Genomic DNA, 15,613 nt, shown 5'->3' with positions numbered 1-15,613 from the left:
GATGAGCGCCTCGCAAAATCACTTGCGGGGCGCTCTTCATATTAGTGCACGTTAAAATATGAGTTCTTATGTCAATACGGCTTCCTTCTTCAGATCTTCGTAGAAGTGAGCGCAGGCTGTTTCCATGTAAGGAGACAGTAACAGGAATCCGATACCCAGTGTGAGACATGCCAGGATTGCCCAGCCAATGAAACTCAGACCGAGCCAGAATAATGCCCATTTATGCCCCTTCATCATCTGCCAACTCTTCGTTAAAGCGTCGCCTGCGTTTATCTCGGCATCTTCCTTTAAAATGAAAGGTGCCATAGCAAATCCGCAAGCTACAATGATGCCAGGGATGATGAACAGCAATGTGCCGATAATAACTGCGATAAAGTATAAGAACATTGTTAAGAAGGTGCGTACAAAGTCCTTATAGCCTTCGAAAAGGCGCTCGTAGCTGATGTCCTCCTTGTGAATGAGGCGCAGGAAATACACCTGGAATCCCCACATTAATGGGAGACAGATGATGTTCCATAAAAAGCTACTACCTTGAAAGAGTGTATAGTCGGTAACGGTGCCTACTGCGCCACAGATAATCATGTAAATAAGTGTGGCGATGGCTACTTTGTCCCATTTGCCTTCCAAATCGGCGAGTGCACGATTCTTATAATATTGATTATTACCCATTGTGCTTACTCGATAACTACAGTTGTCCAACCGTGCTTGTCCTCGAGTTCGCCGTACTGAATACCACGGAGCGTATCGAAGAGTTTCTTTGACTGTGGACCTGGCTTGTCGCCGAATGAGTAGCGCTTGCCGGTATCGAGGTCGTCGATATAAGAAATAGGGCTGATAACAGCGGCTGTTCCGCAAGCGCCAGCCTCCTCAAAGGTCTCGAGCTCCTCCTCGGGGATAGGGCGGCGCTCAACCTTCATGCCCAGATCCTCAGCAACCTGCATCAAGCTCTTGTTGGTGATAGAGGGCAGGATAGAGGTCGACTCTGGTGTGATATAGGTGTTGTTCTTGATACCAAAGAAGTTGGCAGCACCGCACTCGTCGATGTACTTCTTCTCCTTGGCATCGAGATAGAACTCGCAGGCATAGCCCTTTTCGTGAGCCAGGTTGTTGGCAAACAGGCTGGCAGCGTAGTTACCACCTACCTTATACTTACCTGTGCCGAGAGGGGCTGAACGGTCGTAATCGCGAACAATCACATAAGGATTGCTTGAGAAACCACCCTTGAAGTATGGGCCTACTGGTGTAACAAAGATGAGGAAACAGTACTCCTTGGCAGGGTGAACACCTACCTGAGCGCTGGTACCAATAAGCAGTGGGCGGATATAGAGTGTAGCGCCACTCTCGTAAGTAGGAATCCACTCCTGATTGAGGCGGACTACCTTCTTAACCATCTCGGTGAACAGTTCGGTTGAAACCTCTGGCATCAAAATGCCGCGACAGGTGCTCTGCAGGCGCTTGGCATTCTCGTCAACGCGGAACACACGAACCTTGCCATCGGGGCAACGATAAGCCTTAAGACCCTCGAAAGCCTCCTGACCGTAGTGCAGACAGGTTGCAGCCATGTGCAGATTCAAATACTCGTCGGAGCAAACCTCGATTTCGCCCCACTTTCCATCGCGATAATAGCAACGTACGTTGTAGTCGGTCTTCATGTAGCCGAATGACAGACTACCCCAATCCAAATTCTTCATATTACTTTTTTCTATGTTTGAAATTTCAAATTTGCATGCAAAAGTATATAATTAATATCAAATTAGCAAAACTTTTAGCCTAAAATCTTTTATTCTGTAAGTATTTTCTTGATTTCGGCGTCGGTTTTGGTAAGTTTGTCCTTGCAGAGCTTGATTAACTGCTGGGCACGTTTAAGCTGCTCGGCCATCTGGTCGATGTCGAGTTCGTCGTTCTCCATCTTGTGTACGATGGACTGTAATTCGGCTATAGCAGCCTCGTATTTCAGTTCTTTTTCCATTGTATTTTATACGGATTTAATTACTGAGTGAATGGTACCCTTGGCTAGGCGGGTTTCGATTTCGGCGCCGGGGGGCAACTGCGATGCGTCTTTTACGGCCCGGCCGTTATGCATAGTGATGCTGTAGCCGCGAGCCAGCAATAGGGTTGGGTCGAGGGCTTTGAGCTTCTCGTCCATCAGTTGCAGACGATGTCTCTCTGATGTGAATCGGCGCTCTATCAACATTGGCAGGCGGGTATAGAGGGCATCAATCTTAGCCTCCTGTCGGGTTTTTACAATCGAGAACAATCGGGGAATAGCCTCGGATATAATTGACAATTGAGAATTGGCAATTGATAATTTTTGCAGAACGTAGTGCGTAATCATGCTCTGGGCTCCTTCGATGGTTTTGAGTACGCCCTTCAGGTGGTCGATGAGCAAGGCGGCTGCAGCTGTGGGTGTTTTTACGCGGGTGTGCGAGATCATATCGAGAATGCTCTCGTCGCGCTCATGGCCGATACCTGTTATGATAGGTATTGGGAAGTTGGCCACATTTTCGGCCAAAGCCAAGGTGTCGAAACCGCTCATATCGCTGGTAGCACCACCACCACGGATAATCACTACGCAATCAAATGGCATATCGTAAATCTGCTCCAGAGCACTGATGATGCTCTGTTCAACGCCCTCGCCCTGCATGATAGCAGGAAAGAGCTGTGTCTCGAATTTAAAGCCGTAAGGGTTATCAGCCAGTTGGTTGCAGAAATCGCCGTAGCCAGCGGCTGTTTGCGATGAGATAACGGCAATACGCTGGCAGAAAACGGGTAACTGTAGTTCCTTTTGCAGGTCGAACACGCCCTCGGCCTTAAGCTTCTGGATGATTTCCTGACGCTTGCGGGCCATATCGCCTAAGGTGTAGGTGGGGTCGATGTCGGTCACGATCCACGAGAAACCGTAAGCCTCGTGAAACTGCGGGTAAACCTGTAGCAGCACTTTCATGCCGGCATGCAGTTGTTGACCGGTAGTGCGCTCGAAGTAAGGACGGATGGTAAGCCACTTGTTGGCCCAGCATTTGGCTGAGGCTTTGGCGATAGGTGTGGCGGTTTGTTCATCCTTCTGAATAAGTTCCATATAACAATGACCACGTGATTCGCGGCACTCGCTGAGTTCGGCTTCTACCCAGTATTCCATGGGCAAAGCATCCTCGATAGCCTCGCGTACCAAGCGGTTAAGCTCGAATAATGTGATATGGCGCTCTGTATTCAACTTTTTAATTCTTCGGTTTTACTCTATCTTTCCAATCATGTACGCCCGCCAGAAATTAGGGGTACCGTAGCCGTAAATATTATCGGGCTTCTGATAACTATCGCTGTTCTGGCGTACCAGATTAATGATTTCGAGAGCTGTTTTCTCGGGTAAGGCCTGCCACAAGCAAGCAACCAGTCCGGCTACGATGGGGGTTGAGAACGAGGTTCCCATATCGCGAACAATACCGCCACGCCCAGAAATAAGGTTGGCAGGACTGCCCAGGGCCATCACGTCGGGTTTGATACGCATATCCTGTGTAGGTCCAACGCCGCTAAAGGGGGCGTTTACACGTTGATGATTCAGTGCGCCCACTGTCAGGCAGTTATCGGCATCGGCAGGGAAAGTGATTTTCTTCCAAGGGCCCATGCCGCTATTTCCAGCTGAGTTTACCAGCACCATACCCTTTTGTGCCACCATCGACGCTGTGCGCGATATGAGGGCTGTGCGACCATCCAGATCGTGCTGGTGGTAATAGCCATGACGGTTATCGTATTCGGTGTAGCCTAAGCTCGATGTGATGATGTCGGCGCCTAACGAGTCGGCAAACTCGGCAGCCATCGCCCAATAATCCTCCTCGACAGGCTGCTCGGTTTCCTGATCCTCGCATCGCAGCAGCCAGTAATGGGCATCGGGGGCTGTACCTATCAGCACCTCAGGCTCGTTGGCGGCCATAGTCGACAGAACTTTGGTGCCATGATCGGTTTCCTGATAAAAGTTGGGACTATTTGGGTAAACAAAGTCTTTTACGCCTGATATGATAGCGTGCTGAAAGGTGGGTAGAACGTTGCAGTTCTGGAATCCGCCATCGAGCACGGCGATGGTGATGCCTTTTCCACGACAACCGATATTATGCAAACGATGACCGTTTAGCATCTCGATCTGTTCGCGACCATGACCATAGAAAGATCCTTTCAGACTGTCCCATGAGTTGAATCCTGCGTTGGCCTTTATCTTGATTTGACGCTCGATGCTATCGGGGGCTTCCCACACCATCTCGCAGTTCTTTACGTAAGCTTGCTCGCCCAAACGACGCAAAAAAGTGGTGTCGGCCGAACGAACCAATACGGTGTTGTTCCATCGGCTGGTACCGATAACCATCGATTCGGTTTGTGAGCGTTTAACGTTGCGATTGGCATCGTTGATCATGCGATCGATGGCTTTCAAGTAGCCGCTGCTTACGGGCAGGTCGGTAGAATCCAAGGGTAATCCCTGCTTGCGGCGGCGCTCAATACTTTTGTGCGAGAGCCAGCGCTGAGGGCGGTCGAGCGTATAACTTGATTCGCGTTTATCCTGCAAAGTATAACGCCAAATATAGCATTTGCCCCCAGGATATTTCCTCTTGGGAAGTGTGGCTGCACTGGCTGTTATGGCGCAGAAAAGTGCGGCAATCAGTAGGTTTATCAAACGTAAATTGGTCATTCAATTTGATTTTACGAGTGCAAAGATACAAAGATTATTTTAAAAAGTGCATCTTATCTCGGAAAATATTCGTACCTTTGCAGCGTTTTAATAAATATGTACGCGAATGAGTGATAACAAACAAGCCGCTTTGGCATTAGGAACGAAACCCGTAGGGCATTTGCTGTGGCAGTATGCCCTGCCTGCAATCGTGGCCATGTCGGCTTCGAGTCTCTATAATATCATCGACCGTGCTATGATTGGTCAGATAGTAGGCCCCGAGGCTATTGCAGGCTTGGGCATTACCTTCCCCTTTATGAACCTGAGTGCAGCCTTTGGTGCAGCAGTAGGTGTGGGATCGAGTGCCAGCATTAGCGTAAAGCTGGGACAGAAGGATTATCTTACAGCGCAGAATCTGTTAGGTAATACCCTGACGCTGAACCTGATTATTGGTTTCTCGTTCATGGTTATCTGTCTGCTTTTCCTGGATCCCATCCTGTATTTCTTCGGTGCCAGCGAAGTAACACTGCCTTATGCACGCGAGTTTATGACCGTTATCCTGCTGGGTAACGTAATGACCCACATGTATTTTGGTATGAACGCTGTGCTGCGTGCAGCAGGCAAACCCAAACATGCCATGTACTCGGTGCTGTTTACAGTGGGCATGAACATATTGCTGGTGCTGGCGTTTGTATGGTGGTTCCGTTGGGGCATCCGTGGTGCAGCTTTGGCTACCGTAACATCGCAAACGATTGCTATGTGCTGGCAGTTGTGGCTATTCTCGAACAAGAACGAGATACTGCACCTGAAACGCGGCATCTATAAACTGAAGAAACGATTGGTAAGCAATATCATTGCTATCGGTATATCGCCATTCCTGATGAACGTTACATCGTGTGTAATCGTGATTTTCATGAACAACCAGTTTGTTCGCTATGGTGGCGATATGGCTGTGGGGGCCTACTCGATAGCCAACTCGGTGGTGATGATGTTCTTTATGTTTGTAATGGGTGTGTGCCAAGGTATGCAGCCTATCGTGGGCTATAATTACGGTGCCGAGAAGTACGACCGCATGTTGCGATGCCTGTTTATGGCCATCGGATGTGCTACAACTATCCTGCTGGTAGGTTGGATACTGTCGATGCTCTTCCCCCGCGAGATTGCTCGCATCTTTACCACCGACGAAACACTTATAGAACTGTCGGCCACGGGTATCAAACTGGATATGCTGGTATTCTTCGTGGTAGGTGCGCAGGCTACCATCACACATTTCTTCCAGAGCATCGGAAAAGTAAAGGTTTCGATATTCCTCTCGCTGTCGCGACAGCTCTTCTTGCTGCTACCGATGGCGTATGTGTTCCCGCTGATATGGGGGCTCGACGGTGTGTGGTATTCGATGCCAGCCAGCGACTTCCTGTCGTTTGCGATGACAATACCCTTGCTGATGTGGTATATGAAGAAATTTAAAGCTGCGAATGCGAATAACTAAAGAATAATGAAACATATTATTATTAACGTAGGCAGACAGGTTGGTGCTGGCGGACAGGAAATAGGACGCATGCTGGCCAAGGACTTTGAAGCGAAGTATTACGATCGCGAGTTGCTGAATCTGGCTGCTAAAGAGAGTGGATTCTCAGAGAAGTTCTTTAAACAGAACGATGAGAAGAAAGGCTTTTTGCGTGGATTGCTGAATGTGCAAACACCACATTTTATGGGAGGTAACTTGTACGGTTCGAACTTCTCGCAGGAGAGCCTTTTTAAGTTTCAGAGCGATGCCATCCAAAAGGCAGCCAGCGAGGGCAGTTGTGTGTTTATGGGCCGTTGTGCCGACTACATTCTGCGAGATTTCGAGAATGTGGTGAACGTGTTTATCACCGCCTCGATGGACTTCCGCGTAGATATCGTATCAAAAGTAAAACAGTTGGATGCTGAGCATGCCCGTAAACTGATTGAACATGTTGAGGCCCGTCGCGCGCAATACTATAATTATTATACAGGAAAAAAGTGGGGCGCTGCTGAAAGCTACGACCTGTGCGTGGATGCCAGTTTGCTGGGACTTGAAGAAACCGAGAAACTGATTGCCGATTTTATTCGCAAGCGTTTTGGATTATGAAGAGAATAGGCATACTGAGCGATACTCACAGCTATTGGGACGATAAGTATCTGCACTACTTTGAACCCTGCGACGAAATTTGGCATGCTGGCGATATCGGTAGTGTAGAGGTGGCCGAGAAGTTGGCTGCATTCCGTCCCTTCCGAGCTGTATGTGGAAACTGTGATGGGGGAGACCTGCGACTGATGTATCGCGAGCTGAACCGATTTAAGTGCGAGGATGTAGATGTGCTGATTAAGCATATTGGCGGTTATCCTGGCAACTACGATCCCAGTGTTCGCTCTACGCTCTATGCCATGCCGCCACAGCTGTTTGTGGCAGGACACTCGCACATACTGAAAGTGAAATATGACAAAACCCTGAATCTGCTGCACATAAACCCAGGTGCCGCTGGAATACAGGGATGGCATAAAGACAGAACCCTGGTCCGCCTTACCATCGACGGAAAAGAATTTAAAGATTTAGAAGTTATAACATTAGGAGATTAAAAAAATATATAGATATGAAAAGAACTATCGTTATTACTGGAGGTGCAGGCTTTATCGGCTCACATGTAGTCCGCCTGTTTGTGAACAAGTATCCCGATTATCACATTATCAACCTCGACAAGTTGACTTATGCTGGTAACTTGGCTAACCTGAAAGATATCGAGAACAAACCCAACTACGAGTTTGTGAAGATGGATATCTGTGACTTTGATGCTTTCTACAAGCTGATGCAGGATAAGAAGGTTGACGGTATCATCCACCTGGCTGCTGAGAGCCATGTTGACCGTTCGATTAAGGATCCATTTACATTCGCCAAGACCAATGTGATGGGAACCTTGAGCCTGTTGCAGGCTGCCAAGTTGTATTGGGAGAGTCTGCCCGAGAAGTACGAGGGTAAGCGCTTCTATCACATCAGTACCGATGAGGTGTATGGCGCATTGGAGCTGACACACCCCGAGGGTATCGAGCCTCCATTCACAACTACCGCATCAAGCTCAGAGCACCATCTGGCTTACGGCGATAAGTTCTTCCTGGAGACAACCAAGTACAATCCTCACTCACCATATTCGGCTTCGAAGGCTTCTAGCGACCACTTTGTTCGTGCATTCCACGATACCTATGGCATGCCTGTAGTAGTAACCAACTGCTCGAACAACTACGGTCCTTACCAGTTCCCCGAAAAGCTGATTCCATTGTTCATCAATAATATCCGTCATCGCAAGCCTCTGCCTGTTTACGGTAAGGGCGAGAACGTACGCGACTGGCTGTATGTTGAGGACCACGCTCGTGCTATCGACGTGATTTTCCACGAGGGTAAGATTGCTGATACCTATAATATCGGTGGCTTTAACGAGTGGAAGAACATTGATATCATCAAGGTGGTGATTAAGACCGTCGACCGCTTGCTGGGTCGTAAGGAAGGCGAGGATATGGACCTGATTACCTTCGTTACCGACCGTGCCGGACACGATTTGCGTTATGCTATCGACAGCTCAAAACTCCAGAAGGAACTGGGTTGGGAGCCTTCTCTGCAGTTCGAAGAGGGAATCGAGAAAACCGTTCGCTGGTATCTCGACAATCAGGAGTGGCTGGATAATGTAACCAGCGGCGATTATCAGAAGTATTACGATAATATGTATGCCAACAGATAACTTAACTAAAGAACTCCACTCGTATCTGGTGCGTATTGGTATCAATCCCACCAGCGTTACTCCCCAGATGGAGCACTATCTGGAGCATCTGCTCTACTTGTTGCCACCTGAGGAAGAGGAGGCTGTGACGCATTACTATGGACTGTTTGGCTGCGAACGCAAATCGTTGCAGGAGATAGCCAAGGAGCTGAAGATGAGTCAGGAAGATGCTATGGCGCGTATCGACCAGTGCGTACGCAAGTTGGCTGTAACGCCCGAGTGGCAAATGTTGAAACAAACAATAGAAAAATGAAAAAGATTCTGCTTTTAGGCTCAGGAGAACTCGGTAAGGAGTTCGTGATAGCCGCCATGCGTGCAGGCCAGTATGTGATTGCCTGCGATCGTTACGACAATGCGCCAGCCATGCAGGTGGCTGATGAGCGCGAAGTATTCTCAATGCTCGATGGCGATGCTCTTGAGGCTGTGGTAAACAAGCACAAGCCCGATATCATCGTGCCTGAGATTGAGGCTATACGTACCGAACGACTGTTTAAGTTCGAGGAGCAGGGTATCCAGGTGGTTCCATCTGCCCGCGCCGTAAACTTTACAATGAACCGTCGTGCTATCCGCGATCTGGCATCGAAGGAACTGGGACTGCGCACAGCAAAATATTTCTATGCCAAGACCTTTGATGAGTTCAAGGCTGCGGCCGATGAGATTGGATTCCCATGTGTTGTTAAACCATTGATGTCGTCATCTGGTCACGGTCAGAGCTATGTACACAACGACGACGAGCTGGAGCAGGCCTTTAAGGAGGCTATGGAAGGTAGTCGTGGCGATGTGAAAGAGGTAATCATCGAGGAGTTTATCGACTTTGATTCGGAGTTTACCCTGCTCACCGTTACACAGAAGAATGGTTGGCCCACACTGTTCTGTCCTCCAATCGGACACGTACAGAAGGCAGGCGACTACCGTGAGTCGTGGCAGCCATATAAGATAAGCGATGAGGCTTTGAAGCAGGCACAGATAATGGCCGATAAGGTAACTAAGGCCCTTACTGGTGCTGGTATCTGGGGCGTTGAGTTCTTCCTGACCAAGCAGGGCGAGGTTATCTTTAGCGAGCTGAGTCCACGTCCGCATGATACTGGTATGGTAACACTCGGACATACCACCAACCTGAGTGAGTTTGAGTTGCATTTCCGTGCCGTGATGGGAATGCCTATACCCGCAATTCATCTTGAGCATGCTGGTGCATCGGCTGTAATTCTCTCACCAAAGGAGGCTTCTACACCTGTCGATCGCTCATTACTCGACTACAACTTCGACGAGGCACTGAAGGAGGATCGCACACGTATCCGTATCTTCGGTAAACCCGAGGCCCATAAGGGTCGTCGTATGGGTGTAGTACTCTGTTACGGTGAGGTTGGCGACGATGTAAATGCGCTGCGCGACAAAGCCAAGCGTCTGGCTAAGACCGTACTGGGTACCGATCCATACACTAAGTTTGAACACTAAACAAGTGTAACTATAGAATGAACCGCTTAGAGGTTAAAATCATAGATTTGCCCAGGATCACTGATCCGCGTGGCAATCTGACGTTTGCTGAAGCGCAGGCTATGATTCCCTTCGATATCAAGCGCGCCTATTGGGTATATGATGTACCTGGTGGTGAGAGCAGGGGAGGGCATGCGCATAAAAAGCTCCGTCAGTTTGTGATTGCTCTAAGCGGTTCGTTTCATGTAACGTTGGATAATGGTTACGAACGCAAGACTGTGTTACTGAATCATCCTTGGCAAGGCTTGCTGATCGATACCAATATCTGGCGAACACTTGATGATTTCTCTTCGGGCGGCGTATGTCTGGTTCTGGCTTCGGAACATTACGACGAGGATGATTACATCTATGATTACGACGAATTCTTGAAATACATCGGATGTTCGAAATAAAACGATACACACCCGACTTGGCCACCGAATGGAACCAGTTCGTGGCTACATCGAAGAACGGCACTTTCCTCTTCGATCGTAACTATATGGACTATCATGCTGACCGATTCACAGATTTCTCGCTGATGATTTATCGCCGAGGAAAACTCTATGCGTTGCTGCCCGGTAATGTGGATGGCGATACGTTTTATTCGCATCAGGGCTTAACGTACGGCGGACTGCTCATGAACGGCAAGGCTACAGCTGCCGATGTTGTTGAGATATTTAAACTATTGGCAGAAAAATGGCGCTCAATGGGTTTAAAGAAAGTGGTGTATAAACCTGTGCCTTGGATATATCACGAGCAACCTTCGGAAGAAGATCTTTATGCTATCGTTGAGGTTTTCGATGTGCGTATTACACGTAGTTTATCTACAACCATCTCCCGTGAGCAGCCAAATACGTGGTATCGTATCAGAAAAAGTGGGGCAGAAAAGGCCCTTCAGGCAGGTGTGGTGATCGAGGAAACCGAGGACTATCAGCCTTTCTGGAAAATTCTGTCGGCTAATTTGCAAGAGCGATATAGCCTGAAACCTGTGCATACACTCGATGAAATAATGTTGTTGCACGAGCGTTTTCCTGAGCAAATACGTTTGTTTGTTGCAAAAGAAGATTGCGAAACCATTGGTGGTTGTGTGCTTTATCTTACTAATCAGGTGGTTCATTCGCAATACATTGCAGCCAACCCAAGGGGGAGAGAGTTGCATGCACTCGATGGATTGTTTGAGCAGGTGATCAGTCTGTCTTTTTGTCATCATCGATTTTTTGATTTTGGTATCTCAACCGAAAATCAAGGTACATATTTGAATAAACAATTGATTTATCAGAAGGAGGGTTTTGGAGGGCGTGGCATTTGCTACGATTGGTATAAATGGTTACTTTGATATCACAAAAAAGAGGTCGATGTGATAATCGACCTCCTGAATGTGTTTAATGCTTATACCTTTATTCTGGCAGTAGTAATACGGTGGCGCTTCGGGCCGCTTGGGCACCCATCACCAGTACTTGTGCAATATCTGCCGTTTTCGACGGACCGCTGATAAACGTACCATATCCATCGTATTCGTTATCAAACTCAATGCGCTTGTAAGCCTCGTGCATGTTGTTTACAATCTGACTCTTAGGTAGTAGGATGATCAGATTCTCGGAGATGAAGCAAACGGCTTTCTCCTTCATGGTTTGTGGAATCCAGATGCACGCGTTTTCTGCTACACCAAATTTACCTCGGATAATGCCAACATCTGTGCCGTTAAGATCGCGGGCTCTGCCAACAGTATCAGGGTTTCTAGTGGCGATGGTTATCTCTGGCAGATTTGAGGCAATCTCCTTGGCGTCAGGAAACAACTCCTTGATAAGCACGTTGATATCGCGGCCAGGATCAACTTCTATCACTTGTCCGCCTACCATCTCTGTCATCTTTACAAACTGAACCAGTGGGTTGGGGTAGGTGGTTGCTTTGATATCACTCAAATCGGGCATGTCGTATTTCTCTCTCACATTCGCCCTGTATCTCTTCAGAATATCGTCTTTGTTACTCATAACTTAATGTTCAATGTTCAATATTCAATGTTCAAAGTTATTTCACTTTTCCTTTCTTCCATAGCGAGTGGAATGTTTCCTTAGGGAATTTCATCATCTTATGCCCCTCGGCCCATGGATTCATGCCGCAGTTGATAAGTGGCGATGGAATGAGGTTGGCCCAATGAGCCAAAGCCGTACCAAGATTGTAAACGCCCTCGTTGCCATATACCATACTCATGCCCTTACACATCATCTTCTTTTGCGGGTTAGCAGTACCGAACTCGTCTAACTGCTGGCGCCACATGTAAATCTGGTCGCCTAAGTTTACCTTGGCTGGGCAGAGCGTCTGACATGAGTTACACAGGGTGCAGGCACTAACATTACCGGAATGCTTTTGTGGATCGCGAAGCATACCAAGGTTAATGCCGATGGGACCTGGGATGAAGTAGCTGTACGAATAGCCGCCACTACGACGATAAACAGGACAGGTGTTCATACACGATCCGCAACGAATACACTTAAGTGCTTCCCAATGCTCAGGGTTACCAATCCACTCGCTGCGTCCGTTATCAACCAGCACAATGTGCATGGGGTTGGCAGTAGGACGTGCCTTTCGGAAATGCGAGGTGAACGTGGTGGTAGGCTGGCCCGTTCCAGCTCTACAAAGCATGCGCTGGAACACGGCTAAGCAATCGTAATTAGGAATAATCTTCTCCAATCCGATAGCAGCAATGTGCAGTTTGGGACATGAAGTCGACATGTCGGCATTACCCTCGTTGGTACAAACCACGATATCGCCTGTTTCTGCGATACCAAAGTTGGCGCCCGTCATACCAGCATCTGCGGTAAGAAACTCGTTGCGCAGACTCAATCGGGCTATATAAGTAAGGTACGTGGGATCGTGGTTGCCCTTCTCGCTGCCAAGTTTCTCCTCGAATAGTTCGCCTACATCGTCGTGGTTCAGGTGGATAGCCGGCATCACGATATGGCTCGGTGCCTGACCTTTCAGCTGGATGATGCGTTCGCCCAGGTCGGTCTCAACCACCTCAATACCATGCTGCTCCAGGTACGGATTCATCTCGCACTCCTCTGTCAACATCGACTTCGATTTAACGAGTTTCTTGACGTTATGGTTTTTCAGGATACCATATACGATTTCGTTGAATTCGTGCGCATCTTTGGCCCAATGTACAATACAACCATTTTCTTCGGCCTTTGTGGCAAACTGGTCAAGATACTCGTCCAAATGGGTGATGGTATGGCGCTTGATGGCGCTGGCCTTCTCGCGTAGTTGCTCCCATTCATCAAGTCCGTATGCCATATTGTCACGTTTGGTGCGTACTGCCCAGAAAGTGGCGTCGTGCCATTTTGCGTATGTCTGGTTCTTCAAGAACTCCTTCGCTGCGTTACTATGTGCTGTACTCATAACTCTTAATTTTCAATTCTCAATTTTCAATTATTAAAGTCCTGCTGCTAAGATCTCTACCACATGCTTGAACTCCACATCCAATCCTTGCTTCTTGGCAATACCTGCCATGTGCATCAGGCACGAGCAGTCGGGACCGGTTATGAATCGTGCACCGGTTTTCATGTGGCGCTGCACTTTATCTATACCCATCTGCTCGCTAATGGCTGTTTCCTCAACCGAGAACATACCGCCAAAACCGCAACATTCGTCAGGGCGCTCAGGCTCTAATACCTGTATGCCCTCTACAAGGTTCAACAAATCCTTGATTTTATTGAACTTGGGGATATTCTCCTCGCTAGGCGAGCTCAGCCTCAATTCTCTCACGCCGTGACAAGAGTTGTGTAAACTAACCTTGTGCGGGAAGGTGCCTAATGGATGGTTGACCTTCACCACATCGTGCAGGAATTCAACAACATCCATCGCTTTCTTGGCAGTCTCGCACTCCGTTTTACCTTTCAATAAGCGGGGATAGTTTAACTTTATAAACGCAGTACAACTAACCGAGGGCGATACCACATAGTCGAAACCTTTGAATTTCTCTTCAAACTTTTCGGCAAGTGGGATAGCTTGTCCCTCAAATCCGGCATTAGCCATCGGTTGTCCGCAGCAGGTCTGGTTTTGCGGGTAGTCCACATCCAGCCCTAGATGCTTTAATAGTTTGTAAGTGGCTATTCCTACCTGAGGATAAACCACGTCAACATAGCAGGGAATAAATAAACCGATTTTCATTTTCGTTAGTGTATTATTATATTTGTTTTTTTAGTTATTCATGGGCAAATATAGTGAAAAATTTCCAAAAATACTAATAAATCGGTATTTTTGTTGCTTATTTATGTTTTATTAAAAGTAAATGCTTACCTTTGTGGCATTAAATTTGCGGTAACATTAATGAATCTCGAAATAAAATAATGAGTATGAATTATAACGAATTTAACTTTGATGGTCTGACACGTGAGCGAGAGTTCTCAATGTCGGCTGCTTTCCCCGCATTGATGCGGAAAGTGTATGTATGGATGACGCTGGCTCTTGTGCTTACAGGTGTTACAGCGTATGGTGTGGCTACAAGTCCTGGTATTCTTACCGCCTTGTACTCTAACAGAGTGCTCCTTTGGGGACTGGTAATAGCCGAGTTCGCCATCGTGTTTGGCGTAAGTGCTGCCATTAACCGATTGTCGCTCACTACAGCTACGTTGCTGTTTGTGCTGTATTCGGTTATTAATGGTGCATTGTTCTCGTCTATCTTCATTGTCTATACAATGTCGAGTATCGCCAGCGTATTCTTTATCACTGCTGGTACATTTGCGGTAATGGCACTCATCGGTTATACAACCAAGACCGATCTTTCGTCGATGGGAAAGATTCTCTTCATGGCGCTGATAGGTATTATTATCGCTACTGTTGTGAATATCTTCCTGAAGAGTTCTGGTCTTGAAATGATTGTGAGCTATCTGGGCGTTTTGATATTCGTGGGTCTTACTGCTTACGACTCTCAGAAAATCAAAAATATGCTTTTGATGGCACCCGATGCTGGAGAGGCTGCTCAGAAGATGGCACTTTTGGGTGCTTTGACCCTCTATTTGGACTTCATAAACCTCTTTATTTATCTGCTGCGTATTTTTGGACGTCGAGAATAGGCTTTTCGCGTACATTATATATAATAAGAGGTAAAAATGCCAAATATGTAAATATTCCCGAAAACTTTCGTGTTTTTGGGAATTTTTTTTCGAAAATATTTGGATGGTATTAAAAAATGTCGTACCTTTGCACCCGCTTTCGCTTAAAAACGATAGCACACTAAGAAAGAGTTCTTTGAAAGATTTACATAGACAGAAGTAGTACAAGAAGCGAGTACTTTTCGAAGTACTTGGGTAAATGAACAAACCGTTTCAATTTCTTGAATTTGGATAGTTGTTCTGAGACAGATATAATTCTTATTTATTAAGAATAAACAAACAAATTTTTACAGTGAAGAGTTTGATCCTGGCTCAGGATGAACGCTAGCTACAGGCTTAACACATGCAAGTCGAGGGGCAGCATGATCGAAGCTTGCTTTGATTGATGGCGACCGGCGCACGGGTGAGTAACGCGTATCCAACCTTCCCTATAGTAGAGAATAGCCCGGCGAAAGTCGGATTAATGCTCTATGTTGTATTTAGAGGACATCTGAAGAATACCAAAGGTTTACCGCTATAGGATGGGGATGCGTCTGATTAGGTAGTAGGCGGGGTAACGGCCCACCTAGCCGACGATCAGTAGG

The 15,613-nt window shown here is 47.3% G+C and carries 17 protein-coding genes and 1 rRNA gene; 10 read left to right on the top strand and 8 right to left on the bottom strand.

Features of this window, described 5'->3' with window-relative positions; translation table 11 throughout:
* Window positions 1-66 precede the first annotated feature (66 nt).
* From T499_RS0100975 to T499_RS0100955, 5 genes are all read right to left on the bottom strand, one after another.
* Complete coding sequence (locus T499_RS0100975) at window positions 67-669, bottom strand: DUF975 family protein (RefSeq protein WP_033149419.1); 603 nt, start codon at window positions 667-669, stop codon at window positions 67-69.
* 5 nt (window positions 670-674) lie between these two features.
* Window positions 675-1,706 (bottom strand): branched-chain amino acid aminotransferase, encoded by a 1,032-nt coding sequence (locus tag T499_RS0100970; RefSeq protein WP_255327353.1) that lies wholly within the window; start codon window positions 1,704-1,706, stop codon window positions 675-677.
* Between the two features lie 74 nt (window positions 1,707-1,780).
* Complete coding sequence (gene xseB / locus T499_RS0100965; protein WP_013065600.1) at window positions 1,781-1,969, bottom strand: exodeoxyribonuclease VII small subunit; 189 nt, start codon at window positions 1,967-1,969, stop codon at window positions 1,781-1,783.
* Window positions 1,970-1,975: 6 nt separating this feature from the next.
* Window positions 1,976-3,211 (bottom strand): exodeoxyribonuclease VII large subunit, encoded by a 1,236-nt coding sequence (xseA, locus tag T499_RS0100960; RefSeq protein ID WP_033149417.1) that lies wholly within the window; start codon window positions 3,209-3,211, stop codon window positions 1,976-1,978.
* 18 nt (window positions 3,212-3,229) lie between these two features.
* Window positions 3,230-4,672 carry a S8 family peptidase gene (locus T499_RS0100955; RefSeq protein ID WP_033149416.1) on the bottom strand — a complete coding sequence of 481 codons (1,443 nt, stop codon included), beginning with the start codon at window positions 4,670-4,672 and terminating at the stop codon, window positions 3,230-3,232.
* 106 nt (window positions 4,673-4,778) lie between these two features.
* Between T499_RS0100955 and T499_RS0100950 the strand changes: the two genes are divergently transcribed.
* The 8 genes from T499_RS0100950 to T499_RS0100915 are packed head-to-tail and all read left to right on the top strand — an operon-like array spanning window position 4,779 to window position 11,251.
* Complete coding sequence (locus tag T499_RS0100950) at window positions 4,779-6,140, top strand: MATE family efflux transporter (protein ID WP_033149415.1); 1,362 nt, start codon at window positions 4,779-4,781, stop codon at window positions 6,138-6,140.
* Between the two features lie 6 nt (window positions 6,141-6,146).
* The gene (locus T499_RS0100945; protein WP_033149414.1) at window positions 6,147-6,764 is read left to right on the top strand and encodes a cytidylate kinase-like family protein; all 618 of its coding nucleotides are present in this window, start codon (window positions 6,147-6,149) and stop codon (window positions 6,762-6,764) included.
* Window positions 6,761-7,252, top strand: coding sequence for a metallophosphoesterase family protein (locus T499_RS0100940; protein ID WP_013063538.1), 492 nt, complete (start codon window positions 6,761-6,763; stop codon window positions 7,250-7,252). The genes T499_RS0100945 and T499_RS0100940 overlap by 4 nt, the downstream gene beginning before the upstream one ends.
* A gap of 14 nt (window positions 7,253-7,266) precedes the next feature.
* A complete protein-coding gene (locus T499_RS0100935) occupies window positions 7,267-8,403 on the top strand; it encodes a dTDP-glucose 4,6-dehydratase (RefSeq protein WP_033149413.1) in 1,137 nt (378 codons plus the stop codon).
* Window positions 8,390-8,695, top strand: a complete 306-nt coding sequence (locus tag T499_RS0100930; protein ID WP_013064158.1) for a sigma factor-like helix-turn-helix DNA-binding protein — start codon at window positions 8,390-8,392, stop codon at window positions 8,693-8,695. Before T499_RS0100935 ends, T499_RS0100930 begins: the two co-directional genes overlap by 14 nt.
* The gene (purT, locus tag T499_RS0100925; protein WP_033149412.1) at window positions 8,692-9,897 is read left to right on the top strand and encodes a formate-dependent phosphoribosylglycinamide formyltransferase; all 1,206 of its coding nucleotides are present in this window, start codon (window positions 8,692-8,694) and stop codon (window positions 9,895-9,897) included. Before T499_RS0100930 ends, purT begins: the two co-directional genes overlap by 4 nt.
* Window positions 9,898-9,914: 17 nt before the next feature.
* The gene (locus tag T499_RS0100920; RefSeq protein WP_013065346.1) at window positions 9,915-10,328 is read left to right on the top strand and encodes a sugar 3,4-ketoisomerase; all 414 of its coding nucleotides are present in this window, start codon (window positions 9,915-9,917) and stop codon (window positions 10,326-10,328) included.
* On the top strand, window positions 10,316-11,251 hold the full coding sequence (locus tag T499_RS0100915) for a GNAT family N-acetyltransferase (protein WP_033149411.1): 936 nt from the start codon (window positions 10,316-10,318) through the stop codon (window positions 11,249-11,251). Before T499_RS0100920 ends, T499_RS0100915 begins: the two co-directional genes overlap by 13 nt.
* A gap of 61 nt (window positions 11,252-11,312) precedes the next feature.
* Here the strand turns inward: T499_RS0100915 and T499_RS0100910 are convergent, their stop codons facing one another.
* From T499_RS0100910 to T499_RS0100900, 3 genes are read right to left on the bottom strand one after another with little or no spacing between them, the layout of a single operon-like run.
* Window positions 11,313-11,906 (bottom strand): LutC/YkgG family protein, encoded by a 594-nt coding sequence (locus tag T499_RS0100910; protein WP_013064176.1) that lies wholly within the window; start codon window positions 11,904-11,906, stop codon window positions 11,313-11,315.
* 37 nt (window positions 11,907-11,943) lie between these two features.
* Entirely contained in the window at window positions 11,944-13,314 is a 1,371-nt protein-coding gene (locus T499_RS0100905; RefSeq protein ID WP_033149410.1) for a lactate utilization protein B, read from the bottom strand.
* 33 nt (window positions 13,315-13,347) lie between these two features.
* Window positions 13,348-14,085, bottom strand: a complete 738-nt coding sequence (locus T499_RS0100900) for a (Fe-S)-binding protein (RefSeq protein WP_033149409.1) — start codon at window positions 14,083-14,085, stop codon at window positions 13,348-13,350.
* A gap of 185 nt (window positions 14,086-14,270) precedes the next feature.
* On the opposite strand from T499_RS0100900, the gene T499_RS0100895 reads away from it, so the two are divergent.
* Together T499_RS0100895 and T499_RS0100890 are read left to right on the top strand one after the other, a co-directional pair.
* Window positions 14,271-14,990, top strand: coding sequence for a Bax inhibitor-1/YccA family protein (locus tag T499_RS0100895; RefSeq protein ID WP_033149444.1), 720 nt, complete (start codon window positions 14,271-14,273; stop codon window positions 14,988-14,990).
* 328 nt (window positions 14,991-15,318) lie between these two features.
* A 16S ribosomal RNA gene (locus T499_RS0100890) occupies window positions 15,319-15,613 on the top strand; the annotation flags it as partial.

The organism is Prevotella sp. RM4, assembly GCF_000701965.1.
In the GTDB taxonomy this organism is placed as follows: domain Bacteria; phylum Bacteroidota; class Bacteroidia; order Bacteroidales; family Bacteroidaceae; genus Prevotella; species Prevotella ruminicola.
The sequence above is the reverse complement of the archived record's forward strand: the minus strand, read 5'-3'. Positions and strand labels throughout refer to the sequence as shown.